General features: G+C 64.1%; 22 protein-coding genes and 1 pseudogene. 15 read left to right on the top strand and 8 right to left on the bottom strand.

Annotated features, from left to right (window positions below; translation table 11 throughout):
* Complete coding sequence (locus tag CLU93_RS05765) at window positions 1-873, bottom strand: BadF/BadG/BcrA/BcrD ATPase family protein (RefSeq protein ID WP_099760346.1); 873 nt, start codon at window positions 871-873, stop codon at window positions 1-3.
* 346 nt (window positions 874-1,219) lie between these two features.
* Here CLU93_RS05765 and CLU93_RS05760 point away from each other — a divergent pair, with 346 nt between their 5' ends.
* From CLU93_RS05760 to bufB, 9 genes and pseudogenes are all read left to right on the top strand, one after another.
* Window positions 1,220-1,507, top strand: a complete 288-nt coding sequence (locus tag CLU93_RS05760) for a hypothetical protein (RefSeq protein WP_099760345.1) — start codon at window positions 1,220-1,222, stop codon at window positions 1,505-1,507.
* Window positions 1,508-1,737: 230 nt separating this feature from the next.
* A complete protein-coding gene (locus CLU93_RS05755; RefSeq protein WP_099760344.1) occupies window positions 1,738-2,262 on the top strand; it encodes a hypothetical protein in 525 nt (174 codons plus the stop codon).
* Window positions 2,263-2,313: 51 nt separating this feature from the next.
* A complete protein-coding gene (locus CLU93_RS05750; protein WP_099760343.1) occupies window positions 2,314-3,951 on the top strand; it encodes an ExeA family protein in 1,638 nt (545 codons plus the stop codon).
* 1 nt (window position 3,952) lies between these two features.
* A complete protein-coding gene (locus CLU93_RS05745) occupies window positions 3,953-4,642 on the top strand; it encodes a general secretion pathway protein GspB (protein ID WP_099760342.1) in 690 nt (229 codons plus the stop codon).
* 100 nt (window positions 4,643-4,742) lie between these two features.
* A pseudogene (locus tag CLU93_RS05740) lies at window positions 4,743-5,726 on the top strand (alkaline phosphatase family protein); the annotation flags it as partial.
* Window positions 5,727-6,217: 491 nt separating this feature from the next.
* Window positions 6,218-6,754, top strand: a complete 537-nt coding sequence (gene mobB / locus CLU93_RS05735) for a molybdopterin-guanine dinucleotide biosynthesis protein B (RefSeq protein WP_099760340.1) — start codon at window positions 6,218-6,220, stop codon at window positions 6,752-6,754.
* A 57-nt stretch (window positions 6,755-6,811) separates the two neighbouring features.
* Window positions 6,812-7,012: a YjfB family protein gene (locus tag CLU93_RS05730; RefSeq protein WP_096234204.1), complete on the top strand. Its 201-nt coding sequence runs from the start codon at window positions 6,812-6,814 to the stop codon at window positions 7,010-7,012.
* A 252-nt stretch (window positions 7,013-7,264) separates the two neighbouring features.
* Entirely contained in the window at window positions 7,265-7,567 is a 303-nt protein-coding gene (locus CLU93_RS05725; protein WP_099760339.1) for a BufA1 family periplasmic bufferin-type metallophore, read from the top strand.
* A 17-nt stretch (window positions 7,568-7,584) separates the two neighbouring features.
* Window positions 7,585-9,207: an MNIO family bufferin maturase gene (gene bufB / locus CLU93_RS05720; protein ID WP_099760338.1), complete on the top strand. Its 1,623-nt coding sequence runs from the start codon at window positions 7,585-7,587 to the stop codon at window positions 9,205-9,207.
* Between the two features lie 4 nt (window positions 9,208-9,211).
* Here the strand turns inward: bufB and CLU93_RS05715 are convergent, their stop codons facing one another.
* From CLU93_RS05715 to fumC, 3 genes are all read right to left on the bottom strand, one after another.
* Window positions 9,212-9,496 (bottom strand): hypothetical protein, encoded by a 285-nt coding sequence (locus CLU93_RS05715; protein ID WP_099760337.1) that lies wholly within the window; start codon window positions 9,494-9,496, stop codon window positions 9,212-9,214.
* 125 nt (window positions 9,497-9,621) lie between these two features.
* Entirely contained in the window at window positions 9,622-9,843 is a 222-nt protein-coding gene (locus tag CLU93_RS05710; protein ID WP_099760336.1) for an RNA-binding S4 domain-containing protein, read from the bottom strand.
* Between the two features lie 96 nt (window positions 9,844-9,939).
* Entirely contained in the window at window positions 9,940-11,334 is a 1,395-nt protein-coding gene (gene fumC / locus CLU93_RS05705) for a class II fumarate hydratase (RefSeq protein ID WP_099760335.1), read from the bottom strand.
* 172 nt (window positions 11,335-11,506) lie between these two features.
* On the opposite strand from fumC, the gene CLU93_RS05700 reads away from it, so the two are divergent.
* Window positions 11,507-12,622 carry a type IV pilus assembly protein FimV gene (locus tag CLU93_RS05700; RefSeq protein ID WP_099760334.1) on the top strand — a complete coding sequence of 372 codons (1,116 nt, stop codon included), beginning with the start codon at window positions 11,507-11,509 and terminating at the stop codon, window positions 12,620-12,622.
* Window positions 12,623-13,049: 427 nt separating this feature from the next.
* On the opposite strand, the gene CLU93_RS05695 is transcribed toward CLU93_RS05700, so the two are convergent.
* A complete protein-coding gene (locus CLU93_RS05695) occupies window positions 13,050-13,301 on the bottom strand; it encodes a flagellar protein FliT (protein ID WP_243420140.1) in 252 nt (83 codons plus the stop codon).
* Window positions 13,302-13,525: 224 nt separating this feature from the next.
* On the bottom strand, window positions 13,526-14,353 hold the full coding sequence (locus CLU93_RS05690; RefSeq protein WP_099760332.1) for an HDOD domain-containing protein: 828 nt from the start codon (window positions 14,351-14,353) through the stop codon (window positions 13,526-13,528).
* A gap of 152 nt (window positions 14,354-14,505) precedes the next feature.
* Between CLU93_RS05690 and CLU93_RS28530 the strand changes: the two genes are divergently transcribed.
* From CLU93_RS28530 to CLU93_RS05675, 5 genes are all read left to right on the top strand, one after another.
* Window positions 14,506-14,649 (top strand): hypothetical protein, encoded by a 144-nt coding sequence (locus CLU93_RS28530; protein WP_165829319.1) that lies wholly within the window; start codon window positions 14,506-14,508, stop codon window positions 14,647-14,649.
* Entirely contained in the window at window positions 14,639-15,094 is a 456-nt protein-coding gene (locus CLU93_RS05685; RefSeq protein WP_257224893.1) for a M13 family metallopeptidase N-terminal domain-containing protein, read from the top strand. The genes CLU93_RS28530 and CLU93_RS05685 overlap by 11 nt, the downstream gene beginning before the upstream one ends.
* Window positions 15,039-15,242, top strand: a complete 204-nt coding sequence (locus CLU93_RS28525) for a hypothetical protein (RefSeq protein ID WP_257225148.1) — start codon at window positions 15,039-15,041, stop codon at window positions 15,240-15,242. Before CLU93_RS05685 ends, CLU93_RS28525 begins: the two co-directional genes overlap by 56 nt.
* 67 nt (window positions 15,243-15,309) lie before the next feature.
* Window positions 15,310-15,960: a class I SAM-dependent methyltransferase gene (locus tag CLU93_RS05680; protein ID WP_099760331.1), complete on the top strand. Its 651-nt coding sequence runs from the start codon at window positions 15,310-15,312 to the stop codon at window positions 15,958-15,960.
* A 164-nt stretch (window positions 15,961-16,124) separates the two neighbouring features.
* Window positions 16,125-16,310: a CsbD family protein gene (locus CLU93_RS05675; RefSeq protein WP_071079044.1), complete on the top strand. Its 186-nt coding sequence runs from the start codon at window positions 16,125-16,127 to the stop codon at window positions 16,308-16,310.
* Between the two features lie 77 nt (window positions 16,311-16,387).
* Here CLU93_RS05675 and CLU93_RS05670 read toward each other — a convergent pair whose 3' ends face one another.
* Window positions 16,388-18,598 carry a S9 family peptidase gene (locus CLU93_RS05670; protein ID WP_099760330.1) on the bottom strand — a complete coding sequence of 737 codons (2,211 nt, stop codon included), beginning with the start codon at window positions 18,596-18,598 and terminating at the stop codon, window positions 16,388-16,390.
* A 202-nt stretch (window positions 18,599-18,800) separates the two neighbouring features.
* The gene (locus tag CLU93_RS05665) at window positions 18,801-20,195 is read right to left on the bottom strand and encodes an MATE family efflux transporter (RefSeq protein WP_099760329.1); all 1,395 of its coding nucleotides are present in this window, start codon (window positions 20,193-20,195) and stop codon (window positions 18,801-18,803) included.
* Window positions 20,196-20,407 lie beyond the last annotated feature (212 nt).

Below are 20,407 nucleotides of genomic sequence, written 5' to 3'. Positions count from 1 at the left end.
TCATTGCTCCTGCAAGTGCTTGCTGATCAGGCGCAGGCCGCCTGCGGCCGAGTCGCCCTGTGCCGGCACGACCAGTTGCAACAGTGCCGCCGGCAGGTAGCCAGACAAGGGCGCCGCCAGGCCGCCGCACAGGGCCACGGGCAAGGTGCCGGCCGGGTCGAGCGCCCTGGCAATGAGGGCGATCTGCTGGCCCGCGTCGCTCAGGATGCCATGTGCCACGGCATTGCTGGCCGCGTGTTCGAGTACCAGCCGCGCCAGTTGCGCGAACGTGGTCTGGCTGGCGGCCGCCAGCCACACCTGCATGGCGTTGCGCTGGCCGCCGCAGGCGTCGATGATGGCCGTGGCGAAGGCGCTGCCGGGCACGCGCCCGTCGACCACCTGCTGCGCGTGGTTGATGGCGCGCATGCCGATCCAGGCGCCGCCGGCTTCGTCGCCGGAGGGAAAGCCCCAGCCGCCCACTTCGTGGCGGCTGCCGTCCGCGTGCAGTACTTCGCCTACGCTGCCGGTGCCGATGGCGACGATGACGCCCGGCTGGCCCGCGTGGGCGCCCAGCAGGGTGGTCAGGGCATCCGATTCGAGTGCCACCAAGGCATAGCCGGGATTGTGTTCGACAAAGCTGGCGGCCCACTGCTTGTTGTGCACGCCGGCCAGGCCCAGGCCGATGGCCATGCGCTGCAGCGACGGCTGTTCCAGGCCGGCGGCGCGGAAGGCCAGGGTGACGGCATGTGCCACGGACGTCCAGGCGCGGTCGATGCCCAGTCCCAGGCCGGATGGGCCGCTTTGTCCCTGCGCCAGTTCCTGGCCATCGAGGCGCGCCAGGCGTACGCGGGTGCCGCTGCCCCCGCCGTCGACGCCGATTATGTATTCGATCATGTTGTGCAGTCCCGCATATGGTTGATTGCGCCTGTCTGGTTTTTTATTTGTCGGGCGGCGAAAAAGCTGAAGGCACTATATTGTCGCCTCGATGGCTTGTCAACAGGTATTTAAGTGGTATTAATAAATGCGTGGTGCGATGCCGTGCCATGCCCGAGGTGGTGATTGCAAGTTGCTGTTAATAAAGGGTTTTTTGTGTTTTGTGAATGGTATTGAAATTGGCCTTGTTTAATGCCAATTTTTTCAGACTGGTCCAGGTCTGGTGTTGCGCTATTGCTTGTATGCATGCTTGGCAAGGCGCGCCATGAAGAGTAAAGTCCGCCTTTTACACCTGAGTTGGAAGAGCATGATGAACGACAAGGCAGCAAAGAGCGAGTACTGGGATGACTGGCAGCAAGAGGCGCTGGCCGCCGGCGTGTCGGCGCCGCTGGCCAAGCTGGGCATGGAAATGATGCGCACGCACCGCAAGAACCGCTGGCCGAAGGATTTCCTGGGCCGCGAAAGCGATGGCCCGGTCATGCTCGAGATGTGCCTGGAAGATGAAGCGGAAACGGAATTGTTCTTTATCGAGAACCTGTATCCCTACGATGCGGAGCTGATCGAAAAGACGCGCCGCCGCCTGTGCCTGCACTGATAGTGCGCTGATGCCTGACTGGAACGGCCGCCTTGTGCGGCCGTTTTGCTTTTCGGGTGGCATTTTCATGGGGGAGTGTCATAATGGCCAAGGCATTTTCGCCCAAGCATGGAGTAGATGATGAGCAAGGCACAGGACAGCAAGAAAGAAGCCAAGAAGGAACCGGCCAAGAGCATGAAGGAAAAGAAGGAAGCCAAGAAGGTCAAGAAAGAAGAGCGCAAGCGCTGATCATGCGCGTGCGCCGTGCATTGATGCGCCCGTGGCGTGCGCCGGCCCTGCTGGCGGCGTTCGCCCTGCTGGCCTTCGGTGTCCCCGTGTCCGGCGTGCTGGCGCAGGCCAAGCCGCCGCCGTCCACGTTCGGGCAAGTGGTCGGCAATGCCGTGCTGTGCATCGATCAGATCGACAACAAGGCCTTCTATGCCTATTTGCTGACGGCTTTCGGCCCCGCCTACAAGCATGAAGGCGGCGCCTACTGGTTCCGCACGGACGCCACCTTGTGGGGCGCGCCCGTTACCGACGTGATCGTCAGTGACGACACCAGCCCCCTCGTCTTCATGGGCGTGGTGGCGGACGCGACACCGGAAAAGCTGGAACCGGCCATCCGCAGCGCCTCGGGCCTGCGTTTCAATAAACTCGACAATTCCGCCTTTCCTGTCCGTGGTTCCATGCCTGGCAGTAAAATCGTCTACTTCCGTAGCAAGGCGAAAGTGTATTGCGCCAAATACAAGCCGTTGCCGCCCGCCCGCACCCGCTGAGGGGTTCGGCTTGCCGCCGCGCATTTTGATCGTTTCATCCGCAGGGTCTCCATGTACACGCATTATTTCCAGCTCAAGCAATCGCCGTTCTCGATCGCCCCCGATCCGCGCTACCTGTTCATGAGCGAACGCCACCGCGAAGCGCTGGCGCACCTGCTGTATGGCGTGGGCAGCGGCGGCGGCTTCGTGCTGCTGACGGGAGAAATCGGCGCCGGCAAGACCACCGTGTGCCGCTGCTTCATGGAACAGATCCCGGAAAATTGCCAGCTCGCCTATATCTTCAATCCGAAACTGTCCGTCGAGGAATTGCTGCTGTCGATCTGCGAGGAATTCCGCATCGCCGTGGCGCCCGGCGTGGCCAGCGTGAAAGGCTATGTCGACGCCATCAATGCGCATTTGCTGGCCAGCCATGCGCAGGGCAAGAACAATGTGCTGATCATTGACGAAGCACAAAACCTGTCCGCCGCCGTGCTGGAGCAATTGCGTCTGTTGACGAACCTGGAAACGAGCGAGCGCAAACTGCTGCAGATTATCCTCATCGGCCAGCCGGAATTGCGCGCCATGCTGGCCCGGCCCGAGCTGGAACAGCTGGCGCAGCGCGTGATTGCCCGCTATCACCTGGGCTCGCTGACGGCCGAGGAAACGGCCAGCTATGTCCGCCACCGCCTGGCCGTGGCAGGCAGCACGGCGCAGACACCGTTCGCGCCGCGCCTGATGGCGCAGATTCACGCCTTGAGCAAGGGAGTGCCGCGCCGCATCAACCTGCTGTGCGACCGCGCGCTGCTGGGCGCCTACGTGGAAAACCAGGCGCAGGTGACGCGCCAGATATTGCGCCGTGCCGCCGAGGAAGTGTTTGCGGAAGAGGGCAAGCCGGCTGCCGGACGGGGCTTGCGCTGGCCGCACGTGGCCGGTGGCGTGCTGGCCGGTGCCGTGGTGACGGCCGCGCTGGCCTGGCACTTCATGCCGCGCGCTGGCGTGCCCGTACCGGCGGTCACTGCACCGGCACCGGCCCTGGCCGCATCCGTGCCGGCCGCGTCCGCAGCGGTGACCGTGCCTGCGCCCGTTAGCGTGCCGGACCGCAATGCCGTGCTGCGCCAACTGGCCGCCCTGTGGGGCGAGCAGTTGCCGGCCGGCGACGCTTGCCAGGCGGGCGCCCGTGCCGGCCTGCGCTGCCTGCATAGCCGGGGCGGCATCGCCGAACTGCGCGTGCTGGATACTCCCGCCATGCTGGCCTTGCGCGATGGGCAAGGAGCAGAACAGCTGGCGCTGCTGACGCGCTTGCACGGCGAAACGGCCACCTTGATGCTCGATGGCAAACAACAAAGCCTGTCGCTGGCCCAGCTGGCGCAGCGCAGCGATGGCAGTTTCACGACCTTCTGGCGGGCCCCGCGCAGCTGGCGCGACGAAGTGCCGCTGGGTGCCCGTGGCGCCGACGTGGACTGGCTGGCGCAGCGCCTGGCGCAGCAGCGTGGTTTGCCGGCGCCGGCCGCCAATCTGCCGCTCGATGCCGAGATGCAAGGCCAGCTGCGTGCTTTCCAGCAGAGCCAGAACCTGCGGGCCGATGGCTTGGCAGGTCCGAAAACGTACATACGCCTGAGGCAACTGGGTGACAACGCGGAGCCGCGCCTGAGCAGCGCAGCTCCTGCCGTGGCAGCACCCGCTGCGACGGCGATGGTGGCGGGGAAATAAGATGTCCTACATACTTGAAGCACTGAAAAAATCGCAGGCCGAGCGCCAACTGGGCGAGTTGCCGTCGATCCACGCACCGCAAGTGCAGCTGCATGATGGCGCAGCGTCCGCTTCTGCGCGGCGCATGCCCGTCTGGCTGGCGCTGGGCGGCCTGACGGTGGCCGTGGCTGCCGCACTGCTGCTGTGGCAGCCTTGGCAGGCGGACGCGGCGGCGCCTGCGGCCGCTGCGGTCGTCCCGGCCGTGCTGGCCCAGGCCGTGCCCGCGCCCTTGCCCGTGACTGCCCCGCCAGCGGCGGTCTCCCCAGCGCCTGTGGCGGCCTCCGTGCCGCCAGCGGCCACCGCCGCACCCGTGCACCATGCCAGGCCCGTGGCGGAGCCGAAGCAGGAGACGCCCGGCCAGGCCGTGTCGCCGCCCGTTGCGGCCCCGGCGCCTGCAGTGCCGCCCACGCCCGCCGCCGAGGAAAGCGTCCCCGGCATGCGCGACTTGCCCGAGCCGATACAACGGCAAATCCCCGCCATTGCCATCGGCGGCTATATCTATTCGAAGAATCCGGCCGACCGCCTGTTGCTGATCGACAAGGTGCTGCGCCACGAAGGCGAGGAGTTGGCACCGGGCCTGGTACTGGAAAAGTTGCAGCCGAAGGCGGCCATCTTCAGTTTCAAGGGCTACCGCTACCGCGTGCCGTATTGACTTGTTGCGCATCAAGGCCGGGCCTTCGTAGCTGAACCAACCTGGGCTGGGCTGGTCGAATCAGGGTCGCTGCGCCCGTGTGCGCGGCCAGGGGGTTCCCATGATTGCTGCCGCAGCTGCAGGTGAGAGTGCGCTTGATACGGATGCGCCGGAAAATCTGGCGCGCATCGAGCATATCGTCGTGCTGATGCTGGAAAACCGCTCGTTCGACCACATGCTGGGCTACCTGAGTCTGGAAGGGGGGCGTGCCGACATCGATGGCTTGCAGGCCAGCCATGCCAACGTGCACGCGGGCGTGACGTATCCTGTGCACCATCTGCAGCGCACGGCCTTCGGCCCGCAGCAAGACCCGTCGCATACGGGCCTGTCGGTGGCGCAGCAATTGCAAAACAATAACGGTGGCTTCGTCGACGACTATGCGCAAACGCATCCGGGCGACCCCGACATCGATCTGGTGATGGGTTACTACAATGCGGCCGACTTGCCCATGTATGATTTCCTGGCGCAACAGTTCTGCGTCTGCGACCGCTGCTACAGTTCCGTGCCGGGCGCCACCTGGCCCAACCGCCTGTATGCGATCAGCGGCAAGGCAGCCGGCAGCCGCGACAGCAAGCGCGTGCCCCTGTATGCGAACAAGTCCTTCGTGCGCCACCTGGACCGCGCCCAGGTTAGCTGGAAATTTTATTCCGCCTGGAAACCCTGGAGCCTGGCCTTCAGCGACGACCATTACCGCTCGTCCGAGTGGTATGAGCCCTTCGGCTCCAGTGCGCGCCGCTATGGCTTCATCGGCGATGCGCTGGCGGGCACTTTGCCTTCGGTTAGCTGGATCGATCCGCATTTCTTCGACAATGACGACCACCCGCCGGCCGATATCCGCGCCGGCCAGGCGCTGGTGGCGCAGGTTTACCAGGCCCTGTCGCGCGGTCCCGCCTGGCCGCGCACCTTGCTGATCCTCAGCTATGACGAGCACGGCGGCTTTTTCGACCATGTGCCGCCGCCCGCCGCCGCCGATGACGACCCCGCGTTTCGCCAGTACGGCGTGCGCGTGCCCATGCTGCTGGTGTCGCCGCTGATCGCGCCGGGCAGCGTCAGCCACCAGGTGGTCGACCACACGTCGATCATCAAAACCATCCTGCAGCGCTTTTGCCACGCCGCCGATGGCGGCTTGCCCCAGATGGGCGCGCGCGTGGCGGCCGCCAGCGGCCTGGGCGCCGTGCTGACCCTGGCGCAGCCGCGCGTGGCGCCCGCCGTGCCCTTTGCTGTGCCGGCGCAGCGGGCCGCGTGGGAAGCGGATGTGCGGGCGCACGATTTCGCCCCGCTGGCGCAGGCCAGCGAGATGGTTGCCGTTGCCGCCGTGCCCGTGCAATCCGATGCCGAGGCGGGCGTGATCGCTGCGCATCGGCAATTGGCGCGCTGGGCCAGGCATGCGCAGGCAGCGCCCGGGCCGGCGGGCCGGCGCCGGCGGCAGGGTGGCAAGCCGACACCGGCCTGAGTTGGGCAATGCATGGCGCCCGCGCCGGGCGCTGGCGCCGGTAGGGCTGCGTATAATCACTGCTTCTCAATCAAGGAGTGATCATGCACGATGCGATGCCCACCCACCCGGTACTGGGTGTGATCGGCCGTTCCGGTAGCGGCAAGACGACCCTGCTGGAATTTGTGGTGAAGGAACTGGCGGCGCGCGGCGTGCGCGTCAACCTGGTCAAGCACAGCCACCATGACCTGGCGCTGGAACCGCCGCAAAAAGACAGCGCCCGGTTGCGTCTGGCTGGGGCGGCGGAAGTGCTGGTGGCGTCGCCGTATCGCTTTGCCATCGTGCATGAGTTGCGCGGCGCGCCCGAACCGAGCCTGGCGCAGCAATTGGCCCGCATGGGGCCGGCGGACCTGACCCTGGTCGAAGGTTTCAAGACGGACCCCATTCCCAAGCTGGAAGTGTTCCGCCCGGAAGTGGGGCAGGCGCCCCTGTATCCGCATGACCCGCATGTGATCGCCGTCGCCTCCGACAGCCCGGCGCCGGCCGACCTGCGTGAGGGCGTGCAATGGCTGGACTTGAATGCGCGCGAGCACGTGCTGGCCTGGTTGCTGCTGCAGTTGGAAAATAAGCTGGAAAAATAAGCTAAAGGTTTGCCGCGGCCATCCGTTAATACTGGTAGAACCTCATTGGAGAAATGTATGGACGTCGGAAGCATTGCTCAACTGTCAACCACTATGGCGGAGACAGGCACGCGGCAAGCCGTCGGCTTGACTGTCCTGAAAAAAGCCCAGGATATTCAAAGTTCGACCGCCACTGCCTTGCTGGAAGCGTTGCCACCGATACAGTCGGCGCCAAGTCTGCCGGCTCACCTCGGTAACCGCATCAACACGACAGCCTGAGCGCAGGTCTGTAGCGCCCGTCTGGCGCTTTGCCGTGCCCATGCCCACACCACCGTCCTCGACGGTGGAGAGGGGCTGTCTGTCTTTCCGCTTTTTTTTCCCGCTCCTGTGAAGTTGATTAATTGACCATGGTTCGCCATGGCACGGCCGATTCAGTAAAATGACGTCCATCACCTCGCGTTGCCCATCGTGCAGCGGGGGGCGTGCCGTCAGAATTTACCGATTACTTTGACCCATGCAAGAGGAATCCCCATGAACAAACGTCAAGCTCTCATCGCCGCCGCCCTCGCGGGCCTCTGTGCCGGCACTACCCTTAACGCGGCCGCGCACGATGGCCCCGCCCCTGGCGACAAGGAAAAATGCTACGGCGTCGCCAAGGCCGGGCAGAACGATTGCGCTTCGTCCGATGGCGCGCATTCCTGCGCGGGCCAGGCCGAGGCGGACAATCTGCCCACGGAATGGGCCTATGTTGCCAAGGGCACGTGCGAACAGGCGGGCGGTTCCGTCAAGCCCATCAAGGCCGGCAAGGCCGCCAAACCGGCCACGCAGCCGTAAACTCTCGCCGCTTGCCCATGCCGCAGCCATTGCGGGCGCGTGCCGGCGTGGGCCTGCGCGCCGCGCACTACCGCGATTTTCTGGCGCGCCGGCCCGCCGTGGGCTGGCTGGAAGTACATACCGAAAATTATCTGCAGCCATCTGGCTGGGATAGTCATGTGCTGCAGAGCCTGCGCCAGGATTACCCGATCAGCCTGCATGGCGTGGGCCTGGGCCTGGGTTCCGCGCGCGGCTTTTCCGAGGCCCATTTGCAGCGCGTGCGCGCCGTGGTGGAGCGCATCGAACCGTTTCTTGTGTCGGAACACCTGAGCTGGGGTGCCGTGGCGCAGCAGCAACTCAATGATCTGTTGCCGCTGGCCTTGAATGGCGCGGCCCTCGATTTGCTGTGCGCCAGAGTGGGGAGGGTGCAGGATGTGCTGAAAAGGCCGATCTTGCTGGAGAATGTCTCGACTTACCTGCGTTTTGCCGACGATGCCATGAGCGAGGCGCAATTCCTGGCGGAACTGGCGCGCCGCAGCGGCTGCGGGCTGCTGCTCGATATCAACAACTTGTATGTGAATCAGTGCAACCACGGCGAAGACGCGCTGCTTGCCATGCAAAGCATCGCGCCGGGCAGCGTGGGCGAGCTGCACCTGGGTGGCCATTTGCTGACGCCGCAGGCCGTGATCGACCACCATGGCGCCGCCGTGGCCGAGCCCGTCTGGGACTTGTATGCGGCCGCCTTGCTGCGCTTTGGCGCCGTGCCCACTCTGGTCGAATGGGACACGCATTTGCCGCCGCTCGATATTCTGCTGGGCGAGGCAAGCAAGGCGCAAGCGATGCTGGCGCGCCATGCGCCGCAAGCGCCATGGCAGGGCGCGCTGCTGGCGGCGGCGCCACCGCCCGTGTCGCTGGATGCGCTGGTGGCCGGCCAGCAAGCATTTGCCACGGCCTTGCTCGATACTGCGGCAACGTTGCCATCGTTCGCGGGAGCGGCGGTGCCGCAGCGTTTCTCTTTGTATCGCGGCAATCTGAGCGCCGCCTGGCGCGGCACCCTGGGCCAAGCCTATCCCGTCGTGCTGGCGCTGGTGGGCGCGGATTTTTTTGGCGGCCTGGCCCGCGCGTATGGACGCCAGTATCCGTCAGATAGCGCCGATTTGAATCAGTTTGGCGCCCGTTTCGCCGATTTTCTGAGCAGTTTTCCGCCTGCAGCCGAGTTGCCCTATCTGCCCGACATGGCGCGCCTGGAATGGGCCGTGCACCTGGCCCATTACGCGGCCGATGCGCAAACGCTGGCGCCCGAGGCGCTGGCCGCCCTGCATCCCGATCAGCTCGAAGTGCGCCGTTTTAGTTTGCATCCCGCTTGCGCCTTGCTGGCATCGAACTGGCAAGTAGCGGCCCTTTGGCAGGCGCATCAGGAGGGTGAAGGGCAGGGGATGTTTCCGCACGAAATGCAGGTGGCCAGCTGCGCGCTGGTTTGCCGGCCGCGCTGGAAGGCGCAGGTGCTGGTCGTGGATGCGGCCGCGCACGCGGCCTTGCTGGTCTTGCAGCAGGGGCAGACGTTTGGCGCCGCGCTCGATGCGGCGTTCGAGCGGGACCCCGCATTCGATTTGGCCGCCCACCTGCGCCAATGGCTGGCGCATGCGGTGCTGGCGGCGTGACACTTTATTCGAAGGCCCGCAGCAGGCGCGCTTCGCCCGTCTGGTCGCGGTACAGCGTGTTCGCGGCCAGGGTGGCGTCCATCATGCGCGTGACTTGCTCTTCTTCAAAGCGGGCCAGCTCGGCGGTGGCCCCGACGAGGGCCAGTTCCAGCCTGGCGCGCGCGCTCTGGTACAGGCTGCTGGTGTATTTGTCTGTGTTACGCAGCAATTCTTCCGCGTTTTCTATTACCTGGCGCAAGTCGCCGATCAGGCGTTCCTGGCTGCGCGTACCTTGTTCGGGCTGGTCCATGGCGCTCCCCTTCCGCAATCGATATTTATCTGACAATAACGACGTGTCGCAGCTTGACTTGGGCAGCCGGGCTGGCAGGCATGCTGGCTGGACGCATGGGGCTGCTTTCGCGCCCCATGCCGGGATCAGACGGGAGCGACGACCGTGATACGGATATCGCCCACGCTGACGACCTGGCCGGCGCGGATCTTGGCGGTCTTGCGCAATTCCTTCTTGCCATCGACCTTCACCACGCCGCTATCGACCATGACCTTGCCTGCGCCACCGCTGTCGCACAAGCCGACCAGCTTGAGTAGCTGGTTCAGCTCGACGAAATCGGATGTTAAATCAAAGCTTACTTTTTGCATTGTATCCCTTATTGCAATGATGTGTTTTAAACACTTGATGACGGCATCAACTAAGGTCATAGTTTACATGAAGCCAGGGATAATGCAGGCTGAGCCTTAACTTTTGTTGGGCTGCGTCATCTCCAGTGGCACGATCCACGCACTGAATTGCTCTTCCGTCACATAGCCCAGGGCCAGCGCCGCTTGCTTCAGGGTCGTGCCTTCATGCTGGGCCTGCTTGGCGATTTGCGCCGCCTTGTCGTAGCCGATGTGGGGCGCCAGCGCCGTGACCAGCATCAGGGAGCGCTCCATCAGCTCGGCGATGCGTACACGGTTCGGCGCGATGCCGTGCGCGCAATGCGCGTCGAAACTGCGCATGCCGTCGCCCAGCAGGCGCGCGCTTTGCAGGAAGTTGTGCGCAATCAAGGGCTTGAAGACGTTCAGCTCGAAATTACCCGAGGCGCCACCCACCGTGATGGCGACGTCGTTGCCGAACACCTGGCAGCACAGCATGGTCAGTGCTTCGCACTGGGTGGGATTGACCTTGCCCGGCATGATGGAACTGCCCGGCTCGTTTTCGGGGATGGTGATTTCACCGAGGCCGGAACGGGGGCCGGACGCCATCCAGCGTACGTCGTTGGCGATTTTCATCAGCGCCGTGGCCAGGGTTTTCAGCGCGCCATGGGCGGCGACGAGCGCATCGTGGGCGGCCAAGGCAGCAAACTTGTTGCTGGCCGTCTCGAACGGCTGGCCCGTCAGGCGTGCCAGTTCTAGCGCGATGCGGCCGGCAAATTCCACGTGGGCATTCAAGCCCGTGCCCACGGCCGTGCCGCCGGCGGCCAGTTGCAGCAGCGGCGGCAACGCTGCCGTGATGATGTGCTCGGCAAAGTCCAGCTGCGCCACATAGCCGGAAAATTCCTGGCCCAGGGTCAAGGGCGTGGCATCCTGCAAATGCGTGCGGCCGATCTTGACGATGTCGGCAAACTCGGTGGCCTTCGCGTCGAGCGTGGCGCGCAGTTGGCGCAGCGGCGGCAAGACCGTGTTGGCGACGCTCAGGGCGGCCGCCACATGGATGGCAGTGGGAAAGATGTCGTTCGAGGACTGGCCCAGGTTGACGTCGTCGTTCGGGTGCAGCAGGCGCGCGTCCCCCCGCAAGCCGCCGATCAGTTCGGAACCGCGGTTGGCCAGCACTTCATTCATGTTCATATTGCTTTGGGTGCCAGAGCCCGTTTGCCAGACGGCCAGCGGGAATTCCGCGTCATGCTTGCCGGCCAGCACTTCGTCGGCCGCCTGCGTGATGGCGATGGCCTTCTTGCCATCCAATAGGCCCAGGTCCAGGTTGACGTGGGCGGCCGCGCGCTTGACGGTGGCCAGGGCGGCGATCAGTTCAGGCGGCATCTTTTCCGTGGAGATATGGAAGTGCTCAAGCGAGCGCTGCGTTTGCGCTCCCCAAAGCCGGTCGGCGGGTACGTCGATCGGGCCGAAACTGTCGCGTTCGATTCTGCTACTCATGGCATCCCTTTCATCGATGGAGGTGGATCGAGTGTACTCCAGACGTCAAAAAGACACAGGATGATGCTGTATTGCATCATTTTTACCTTGGCCCATCTATATTTTTGCGATTTCCTGCCGTTAAAGACAGACGAGTTCCCCTTATCTATCTTGTTATCAAAGCGATCAGTCCATGCAAAGCAGCATTGTCCCCCGTTGGTCCCTGATCGCGTGCGCCGCCGCCAGCCTGGTCTTGCCGCCCGTGATGGCGGCCGAACTGGGCGAGATGGCGGTGCTGTCGCATGTGGGGCAGCCCTTGCTGGCCGAGATCGAACTGACGGCCCTGACTCCAGAAGAGGCCGGCGGCGTGGCCGTGCGCCTGGCCTCGCCCGATGTGTACCGGGGCGGCGGCATCGGCATGGACCCGGCCTTGCAAACCTTGACGATCAGCCCGCTGGAACGCGGTGGGCGGCAGTATGTGCGCGTGGCTACCCGGCAAGCGATTCAGGCGGGCCATGTACATTTGTATTTGTTATTGGGTAATGGTAGTGGCGCCGTCGTGCGTCTCGGTACGCTGTGGCTGACGCCGGCACCGCCCGTCGCCGCTGCCAGTGCGCCGGTCAGGCCCGCCATTCCGGCGCCCTTGCCTGTGCCGCTGCCGCGCGTTGCGCCCGGCGCGCCGCCGCCCGATGCCGCCGCGCTGGCAGCGCGCGCGCGGGCCGAGGGACTGGTGCGTCCGGCGCGCGTGTTCGTGCCGCCGCCTGCCGTGCCTGCGCCGACTGCTCCCGCGCTGCGTCCGCCGCCGCCGCTGCGCCGCGCCAGGGCGCCCGTCGCCGCTTGCGCGCCCCAGGTGGATGCTGGGCAGGCGCAAGCGTGCGTGGCGCTGGATGAGAAAAATGCGGCCCTGAATGACAAGCTCGGTGAATTGGAAGGCAAGATCGGCGCCTTGCAAAAGGCGCTGGCTCAGCCCGTCACCGCCGCCGCTGCGCCGGCCGCCGTGCCGGCCGAGGCGCAGGCGCCGCATGCCAAGCCCAAGCCTCTGCACGCGGCGCCAGCCGCTGACAAGGAAAAGAAAACGGGCGGCAACGGCTTGCTGTGGCTCGGTATCGGCACCCTGGCCTTCCTGCTGTTGACGGCGCTTATCGTGTATGTCGTGCGCAAGCGCAGGCAAGCGGCGGGGCCGGGCGCGCCGTCGAAGTACTGGGTCCTGCTGCGCAAGCCGTTCGGCCGCAAGAAAGAGGTGCCGGTACTGACGGAGGCGGCGGAGGGGGACGTGGCCGAAGCGGAAGCGGAGCCGTTTTCGCGTTAGTGCTGCTGCAAGGCCGCGCTAAAAATTTGATATAAAAAAAGATATTCAAAAAAGACAGAAAGTGCCTGTGTATGGTGTTGCCTATTTTTCAAAGATGGTGATATGATTAACTCAGTGGACTTGCTCTACGACAAAACAGCCCCAGCCTGTCGCAGTCACCAACGATAGTGTGGCGCGGCAAACAGGTGTAGCGTTGCATAAACGCCTGGGACTGGAAGCGGTTTGCGATGCCGACGATGTGCTCGCGAACGCCGGATGCAACCGGCAGCGAGGCGACGCCAGGAGATACCTGGGGTTCGCCTTCCAAATTTCCCCTCCTTGCTTTTTGAGTGCCGCAGATGGCGCGCTCCTTGGCACGGCGGCAGACGTAAAAAAAGCACCCTCGGGTGCTTTTATCGTTTCTGGCATGGCAAGCTTGCATATTGAATTACATGCGAGCGTGCGATCCTGGCATGGAATTCGACAGCTGCGTCATCCACGGTTCCGTGATGGCGCGGATTTCGCGGTCATTCGCCAGGATTTGCTTGAGCAAGTCGATCTTGCGCAGGCGCGAGGCGCCGGCCTGGGCAGGCATGCTGCCCGTCAAGGTCGCGCTGGCGGCGCTGGCGCACTGGTTTTCCAGGGTATCGAGGCCATCCCAGTCGCTCGAACGTGCGGCCACGACCATTTTGTTGGTCATTCCTGCAATATTTTCATACATCGAGAGAACGTCGTTGGAGGTCATGAGCACACCCGTAACTAGTGAATGGATTACCGCTTGTCCAGATTAGCGGCAGGTTCAGCGGGAACTTTAGGGTGTTTTTGAAAAAAAAGTAAAAATAATGTGCATGGTTTTGGCTGGCCGCCGGAATCGCCCGCCAAACCCGCATGGATGCTGGGGGGATGATTCCGGCCGCGATCGGTTTATTTGACGAGTTCTTCCAGTCCCGCGCTCAGTTCGGCAGGCGGCGGCATCCTGTCCACCAGCACGGACGGCGGCAAACCGAGCGCTTCAGCCACTTCATTCGGGTAGCAGGCGATGATTTCTTCCGTGCTCAACGCATTTTCCTCAACGCGCGCGCGCCAGGAGGCCAGGTGCACGATGGCGGCCAGGCGGTTCAAGGGCGCCTTGGCCAACGGATCGGGAAAGGCGGCGATGGCATCGGCAAAGGTGGCAGGGAACTTCCAGCGGCGCGTCAGTTCGGCGCCCACTTGCGCATAGTCATAGCCCAGCGACACGCGTTCCGCATCGAGCCGGCGCGCATCGAGCGGCGGCGCGATCTTGTCGAGCTGCATGGCTTGCTCGGGCATGGCGGCATGGATCACCAGTTGTCCGATCGCATGCATCATGCCGACGGTGAACGCCAGGTCCTGGTTGTCGCCCGTCTGTCTGGCGATCCAGCGGGCCGACACGGCGCTGTGCAGGCTGTAGCGCCAGAACTGCGGCAGATTCAGGCCGGGCACGGTCTTGTAGCCGCTGACCAGGCCCGAGCTGATGACGAGGGTGCGCACGGTCACAAAACCGAGCATCAGCACGGCGTCTTCCACCGTGCCGACGCTGCGCGAGACGTGGTAATAGGCCGAGTTGGCCAGCCGCAGCAGCTTGGCGCTCAGCACCGGGTCCGCTCCCAGCTGGCGCGCGATGTCTTCGGTGGCAATGGCGGGGTTGTCGAAACTGCGCACCAGTTCATTGACGATCTTCGGGGCGACAGGCAGGGCGTGGGGTTGCTGGAACAGCGCTTCCAGTTGCATGGCAATCTCCTTTGGCGTACACGCGGCACGGGGTCGTTCAACTATAAGCTGATTTTTTGTCCGCATGCAAGAAAGTTTGGAGGCGGTTTTCTGACCCCCAAAAGGCAGGATTTCAGGCTATGATTTTGCTTGTTTTCAGTGAAAGGATCGCCATGCACGGTTTGCGTTTCCCCTGGTCCCGCACGCCAGTCCAGGCTGCCATCGTCCTCGCCCTGGCCGGCGCCTCGCTGGCCGGTTTGCCGGCCCAGGCCCGCCGGCGCCACTGCCGCTGTCCCCGTCAAAGTCTTGCCTGGTGACGACTTCTATGACTACGTGAATGGCGACTGGCTGCGCGGCACGCAGATTCCCGCCGACCGCAGCAGCTGGGGCTCGTTCGCCATCCTCGCCAACGCGACCAACGAGCGCATCATCGGCCTCGTCGACGGCCTGGCGGCTGCGCCGCAGGCGGAGGCATCCGCGCGCCAGGTTAGCGATTTTTACCGTTCCTGGATGGATGAAGCGGCTATCGAAGCGAAAGGCTGGGCGCCGATCAAGCCACTATTGAGCAAGATCAATGGCATACGCGACCAGGCGGGCCTGGCCCGCGCGCTGGGCGAGAGCTTGCGCACGGGCTACCAGGCGCATATCGCCGCCACGCTCCGGCAGGCCGGCTACAGCGATGCGGCGGGCCGCGCCGCGCGCGTGTTTGCGCTGGAGCAGGGAGATTGCCGCCAGTCACGCCAGCCGCGAAGATTCGGCTGATGTGGTCAAGGGCAATAACGCGTGGCGCGCGGCGACGCTCGGCTGCGCCGCCACCGTGCGCAACCTCGACGCCTGGTATCGGGCTTTCGACGTCCAGCCGGGGCAGCAGCTGTACCTGGCGCCGCAACAGCGTGTGCGCGCCTGGTAGACATGAGCGCTGCCGGACGGGGAGCCGGCCGGCAGCGTAAAATGCGCCCATCGATGACAGGAGCGCCATGAAGCCGACCCCGCAGCAAGATCAGCAAGACCCCATCCACGCCATCACGGGGCGCACCCTGGCCCATTACGATGCCAGCGCCGAGCAGTTTTTCGAAGGCACGCGCGACCACGATGTCAGCCAGAACATCGCCGCGCTGCTGGCCGCCATCGACAGGCCGGCGCCGTTGGCGATCCTCGACCTCGGTTGCGGCCCCGGCCGCGACCTGAAGGCGTTCACGGCCATGGGCCACCACGCCACGGGCGTCGATGGCTGTCCCCGCTTCGTCGAGATGGCGCGCGCCTACAGCGGCTGCACCGTATGGCAGCAGGATTTCGTCGACCTCGATTTACCTGCAGGGCACTTCGACGGCGTGTTCGCGAATGCCGTGCTGTTCCATGTGCCCAGCGCCGCCTTGCCCGGCGTGCTGCGCGCCCTGTACTCCTGCCTGAAGCCCGGTGGCGTACTGTTCAGCTCGAACCCGCGCGGGCAGAACCAGGAAGGCTGGAATGGCGCGCGCTATGGCAGCTACCACGACGAAGCGACGTGGGCCGCGTACGTGCAGGCCGCCGGTTTTACCCTGGTCGAGCAGTACTACCGCCCGCCCGGCTTGCCGCGCGACCAGCAGCCGTGGCTGGCCACCGTCTGGCGCAAGGATTTGACGGCCTGATCGACGATGTTGGCACTGTGTTAGGAACCGTACAGAGCCTTTGATCGCCACTGCGTACTATGGACACATCGACACGCAGCAAGCAGTTTGCAACAGCGTGTGAGCCGCAGTACCGGCCCTAGCGGGCTGGACAACAGATGTACCAACTACAGTGAGGATCCATCATGAACAAAGATCAAGTCGAAGGTAAACTGAAGGAAGTCGGCGGTAAAATCCAGGAAGCCGCTGGCAAAGTCGTCGGCAACGAAGAACAGCAAGCCAAGGGCCTGGCAAACCAGGTCGAAGGCAAAGTGCAGAAGAAAGTTGGCGATGTGAAAGACGCGGTGGAAACCATCACGCGCAAGCCTTAATTCTGGCAGCACGAATGTAAAAAAACCGCCGCCTGTTGCAAGACAGGCGGCGGTTTTTTATTGGATGCAGCGCAAGCTTACTGTGCTGGTTTCATCAGGTTCTGCTTGAAGAACATCTCGATTTTCTTGTACACGTGGCGCTGGCCCGCGCGCGACGAGATGCCGTGCTTGGCGCCCGGATACGTCATCAGGTCGAACTGCACGCCGCGGTTCACCAGCGCGTCGATCAGGCGCGTGCTGTTGCTGAACAAGACGTTGTCGTCGGCCATGCCGTGCACCAGCAGCAGCGGCGACTTCAAGCCGTCGAGGTGGGCGAACACCGTGCTGGCCTTGTAGCCATCCACGTTTTCCTTCGGCATGCCGAGGAATTGCTCCGTGTAGTGGGTGTCGTACAGCGACCAGTCGGTCACGGGCGCCACCGAGACGCCCATGGCGATCTTGTCGGATGCTGCGGACAGCAGACGCAGGGTCATGAAGCCGCCGTAGCTCCAGCCGAATACGCCGATGCGTTTCGCGTCAACGAAGCTTTGCTTGCCCAGCCAGTCGATGCCGACCAGTTGATCGGCCACTTCGGCGGCACCGAGGTTGTGATAGATGGCGTCCGTGAAGGCGCGCTCGCGGCGCGAGGAACCCCGGTTATCGAGGCGGAAGACGACAAAGCCCTGCTGCGCCATGTACTGGTCGAAGTTGTTGCCCCAGCGGCGCGCCACGTGCTGCGAATGCGGGCCGCCATACGTCGACAGGTAGACGGGATAGCGTTTGGTCGCGTCGAAGTTCGACGGCTTGACGATCGAATAGTGCAAGGTCTGGCCATCGTTGGCTTTCAGGGTGCCATATTCCGTCGGCAGGTGGTCGGCCTTGTACTTGAAATACGGGTGGCTGGCGTTGAGCGCGTTTTCTTCCAGCCAGCCCACCATGGCGCCGTCCGGGCGGCGGATGCTCACCTGCGGCGGCGTGGCCGGGTCGGAATACGTGTCGACGAACACTTCGCCATTGCGCGAGAACGTCGTGTCGTGCCAGCCATCGGCTTTCGTCACGCGCTGCGGCTTGTCGGCCGTGCTGCCATCGAGGGCCAGGGCGTAGGTCTGCTTGTCGATCACGGCGTCGCGGTTCGACGATACATAAACCTTGCCGGTTTTCTGGTTCACGGCCAGCACGCTGTCGATGCCCCATGCGCCCGAAGTGACAGGGTGCAGCAGCTTGCCGCTCATGTCGTACAAATACAGATGGTTGCGGCCCGTGCGCTCGGACGACCAGAGGAAGGTGCCGTTCGACAGGAAGCGCAGGTCGTCATGGATGCTGACCCAGGTTGTCGACGTTTCCGTCAGCAGGGTGCGCTGCGCCAGGGTGGCTGCATCGACAGCCACCAGATCGAGGGTCTTCTGATCGCGCGACTGGCGCTGGTAGACCAGCGACTTGCTGTCCGCGCTCCAGTCGGCACGCACCAGGTAGATGTCCGGGTTGGTGCCCAGGTCCACCTGGCGCTGCGCGCCCGTTTCCGGCGAGACGATCAGCAGCTGCACCAGCACGTTCGGGTCGCCGGCGGCAGGGTAGCGCTGCTCGACGACGTCGGTGCGGTCGGCGAAGATTTCGAAGCGGCGCACGACGGGCACCGGTGCTTCGTCATAGCGTTTGTAGGCGATGGCGGAATCGTCGGGCGCCCAGTAGTAGCCGGTGCGCTGGCCCATTTCTTCCTGCGCCACGAATTCGGCTTCGCCGTTGCGGATCGCACCTTTGCCATCGGTGGTGAGCTGGCGTTCCTGGCCCGACTTCAGGTCGATGACATAAATATTCTGGTCGCGCACGAACGAGACGTAGCGGCCTTTCGGCGAAATTTTCGGATCGAGCACATTGCCCTTGGCGACCAGGCGTGCCTTGTCCGGGTGGGCCGCATCGACCAGGTACAGATTGCCGGCCAGCGGCACCAGCAGCTGCTTGCCATCGGGCGACCAGCTGTAGCTGAGAATGCCGTTCAGGCTGGCCGTGCGCTCGCGTTCGCGGCGCGCCTGCTCTTCGGGCGAAATCGTTTCATTCGGCACCAGCGCCTTCGAGTCGACCAGGCGGTGCGTGCTCTTGTCCTTCAGCTTGAATTCCCACAGGTCGAGCTGGAACTGGTTGTCGGCGCGGCCGCGCAGGAACGTGACGCGCTCGCCGTCGGGCGAGACCTTCAGGTTGCGCACGCCGGGGCCGGCCAGCGCCGGATCGGCATGGATGCGTTCCAGGGTCAGCTTTTCAGCCGATGCGGGAACGCTGGCCATCGCGGCCAGAAAACAAAGAATAAAACGCATGGATGTCTCGGTGATGGTAAAGGGATGATCAAGCAGATGCTTGACGGCAAACGATACCAGAGCACGGCGTTTAATGCGATAGGGTCAGCCACGGAATAATCCGGCAATTGCCTTCTTTACTTTGGCGCAAAGTGTGGGACGGTGACGCTTTGTATGGCGAAGCAGGAAGGACGGCACGCATAAATTGCGCGCCGCCCTGTGTTCAATGCGCCGTGCGCAGGCGCTGCAGCGACAGCCGGTTCAGATACCAGGTCAGCAGCACGGCGGCCACCGTCAGGCCCGTCACCAGGCCGATCCAGAAGCCGGCGGCGGCCATCGGTTCGGCCGGCGACCAGATGAAGCCTTGCGGCGCGAGGCCCAGCACATAGCCGATCGGCAGCGAGAAACCCCAGAACGCCAGCAGCTGGATCAGCATCGGCTGGCGCGTCACCTTGTAGCCGCGAATCGCGCAGGACGTCGCCACTTGCGTGGCGTCGGACAGCTGGAACAGGGCGGCGAACAGCAGCAGCTGCGCGCACAGCGCCTGCACCTGCGGGTCGGACGTATAGGCTTGCGCGATCTGGTGGCGGAACACGGTGATGAGAGTGGCCGAGACGATGGCCGCCGTGAGCGACATGGCCACGCCCACCCACGAAATGAAGCGCGCGCGGCGCAGATTGGCTTCGCCCACGGCATGGCCCACGCGCGTCACCAGCGCGATGCCGAACGTGAGCGGCACCATGAAGACGACGGACGAGAAATTGAGCGCGATCTGGTGCGCCGACACCTGGATCACGCCGAAGCGCGCCACCAGCAGGCTGATGACGCCAAAGGCGCTCACTTCGGCAAAGTAGGTGACGCCGATGGGCAGGCCCAGGCGCAGCATGGGGCCGATGGACGACGGCTGCGGCCATTCCCAGTGCGTGAAGGGATACGTGGCGTGGTAGGCGGGCGCGATCCTGATCCAGGCCAGCATGGCCAGCAGCATCATCCACACGCAGCAGGTGGTGGCCACGGCGCAGCCTACGCCGCCCATCTTCGGCATGCCCCAGTGGCCGTAGATCAGCAGGTAGTTGACGAGAATGTTCAGCGCCAGCGCGGCCAGCGCGATGACCATCACGGGCTTGGTCTGGTTGATGCTGGTGCTGTAGCCGTACAGCGCGCGGTAGGCGGCGAACGGCGGCAGCGCGCAGCTGATGATGTGCACGAACAGCTTGGCCTTGGCCGCCACGGCAGGTTCGAGCATCAGGTGGTCGAACACCAGCGCCGCCATGTTCGTCAGCAGGCAGGCCACCAGGCCGACGAGCAGCGCCTTCCACAGCGACTGGCGCACGATGTGCGGCACCTGGTCGTGGCGCGCGGCGCCGATTTCATGTGCTACCAGCGTATTGATCGCCATCATGATGCCGCTCACGGTGACCAGCACGATGGACCAGATGGCCGCGCCCAGCGACACGGCGGCCAGTTCCTCGGGATTCGTATGCCCCGTCATCGCCACGTCGGCCGCGCCCATGCCGACGGTGGCCAGCTGGCCGATCAGGATGGGCCAGGCCAGCTTCCATAATGAAGATACTTCGGTGCGGACGGCGGGCAGGGTGAACGAGGTAGTGTGTGGCATGGGTGGCAAGCTTGACTAAACATGAGATTCTACCGGCATTCGCCGTGCTTGTCCGACGCGGCGCCCCTGGCGCCCGGGCGTACGTTGATCGCTGTGCTTTGATACCAGGCAAATGGCAAGCACAGGCCTCGCGCGACCTGTGATTGCTTTTAGTAACAATTTATTGTGCTTTTCCCATACTTTGTTACACCGTTTTTTCTACGGATGGCTAC

The sequence above is a fragment of the Janthinobacterium sp. 35 genome (assembly GCF_002754575.1).
In the GTDB taxonomy this organism is placed as follows: Bacteria; Pseudomonadota; Gammaproteobacteria; order Burkholderiales; family Burkholderiaceae_D; genus Janthinobacterium; species Janthinobacterium tructae.
Note: the sequence above shows the minus strand (reverse complement) of the source record. Positions and strands in the feature narration are given on the sequence as shown.

Bases quoted from the DNA above. Each gene is read 5' to 3' on its own strand.
- CLU93_RS05745 (WP_099760342.1), top strand. From the start codon at position 3,953: ATGTCCTACATACTTGAAGCACTGAAAAAATCGCAGGCCGAGCGCCAA.
- CLU93_RS05670 (WP_099760330.1), bottom strand. From the start codon at position 18,598: ATGCGTTTTATTCTTTGTTTTCTGGCCGCGATGGCCAGCGTTCCCGCA.
- bufB (WP_099760338.1), top strand. From the start codon at position 7,585: ATGCCGCAGCCATTGCGGGCGCGTGCCGGCGTGGGCCTGCGCGCCGCG.
- CLU93_RS05680 (WP_099760331.1), top strand. From the start codon at position 15,310: ATGAAGCCGACCCCGCAGCAAGATCAGCAAGACCCCATCCACGCCATC.
- CLU93_RS05765 (WP_099760346.1), bottom strand. From the start codon at position 873: ATGATCGAATACATAATCGGCGTCGACGGCGGGGGCAGCGGCACCCGC.
- mobB (WP_099760340.1), top strand. From the start codon at position 6,218: ATGCACGATGCGATGCCCACCCACCCGGTACTGGGTGTGATCGGCCGT.
- CLU93_RS05675 (WP_071079044.1), top strand. From the start codon at position 16,125: ATGAACAAAGATCAAGTCGAAGGTAAACTGAAGGAAGTCGGCGGTAAA.
- CLU93_RS05725 (WP_099760339.1), top strand. From the start codon at position 7,265: ATGAACAAACGTCAAGCTCTCATCGCCGCCGCCCTCGCGGGCCTCTGT.
- CLU93_RS05760 (WP_099760345.1), top strand. From the start codon at position 1,220: ATGATGAACGACAAGGCAGCAAAGAGCGAGTACTGGGATGACTGGCAG.
- CLU93_RS05700 (WP_099760334.1), top strand. From the start codon at position 11,507: ATGCAAAGCAGCATTGTCCCCCGTTGGTCCCTGATCGCGTGCGCCGCC.
- CLU93_RS05710 (WP_099760336.1), bottom strand. From the start codon at position 9,843: ATGCAAAAAGTAAGCTTTGATTTAACATCCGATTTCGTCGAGCTGAAC.
- CLU93_RS05755 (WP_099760344.1), top strand. From the start codon at position 1,738: ATGCGCGTGCGCCGTGCATTGATGCGCCCGTGGCGTGCGCCGGCCCTG.
- fumC (WP_099760335.1), bottom strand. From the start codon at position 11,334: ATGAGTAGCAGAATCGAACGCGACAGTTTCGGCCCGATCGACGTACCC.
- CLU93_RS05730 (WP_096234204.1), top strand. From the start codon at position 6,812: ATGGACGTCGGAAGCATTGCTCAACTGTCAACCACTATGGCGGAGACA.
- CLU93_RS05690 (WP_099760332.1), bottom strand. From the start codon at position 14,353: ATGCAACTGGAAGCGCTGTTCCAGCAACCCCACGCCCTGCCTGTCGCC.
- CLU93_RS05750 (WP_099760343.1), top strand. From the start codon at position 2,314: ATGTACACGCATTATTTCCAGCTCAAGCAATCGCCGTTCTCGATCGCC.
- CLU93_RS05695 (WP_243420140.1), bottom strand. From the start codon at position 13,301: ATGACCAACAAAATGGTCGTGGCCGCACGTTCGAGCGACTGGGATGGC.
- CLU93_RS28530 (WP_165829319.1), top strand. From the start codon at position 14,506: ATGCACGGTTTGCGTTTCCCCTGGTCCCGCACGCCAGTCCAGGCTGCC.
- CLU93_RS05715 (WP_099760337.1), bottom strand. From the start codon at position 9,496: ATGGACCAGCCCGAACAAGGTACGCGCAGCCAGGAACGCCTGATCGGC.
- CLU93_RS05665 (WP_099760329.1), bottom strand. From the start codon at position 20,195: ATGCCACACACTACCTCGTTCACCCTGCCCGCCGTCCGCACCGAAGTA.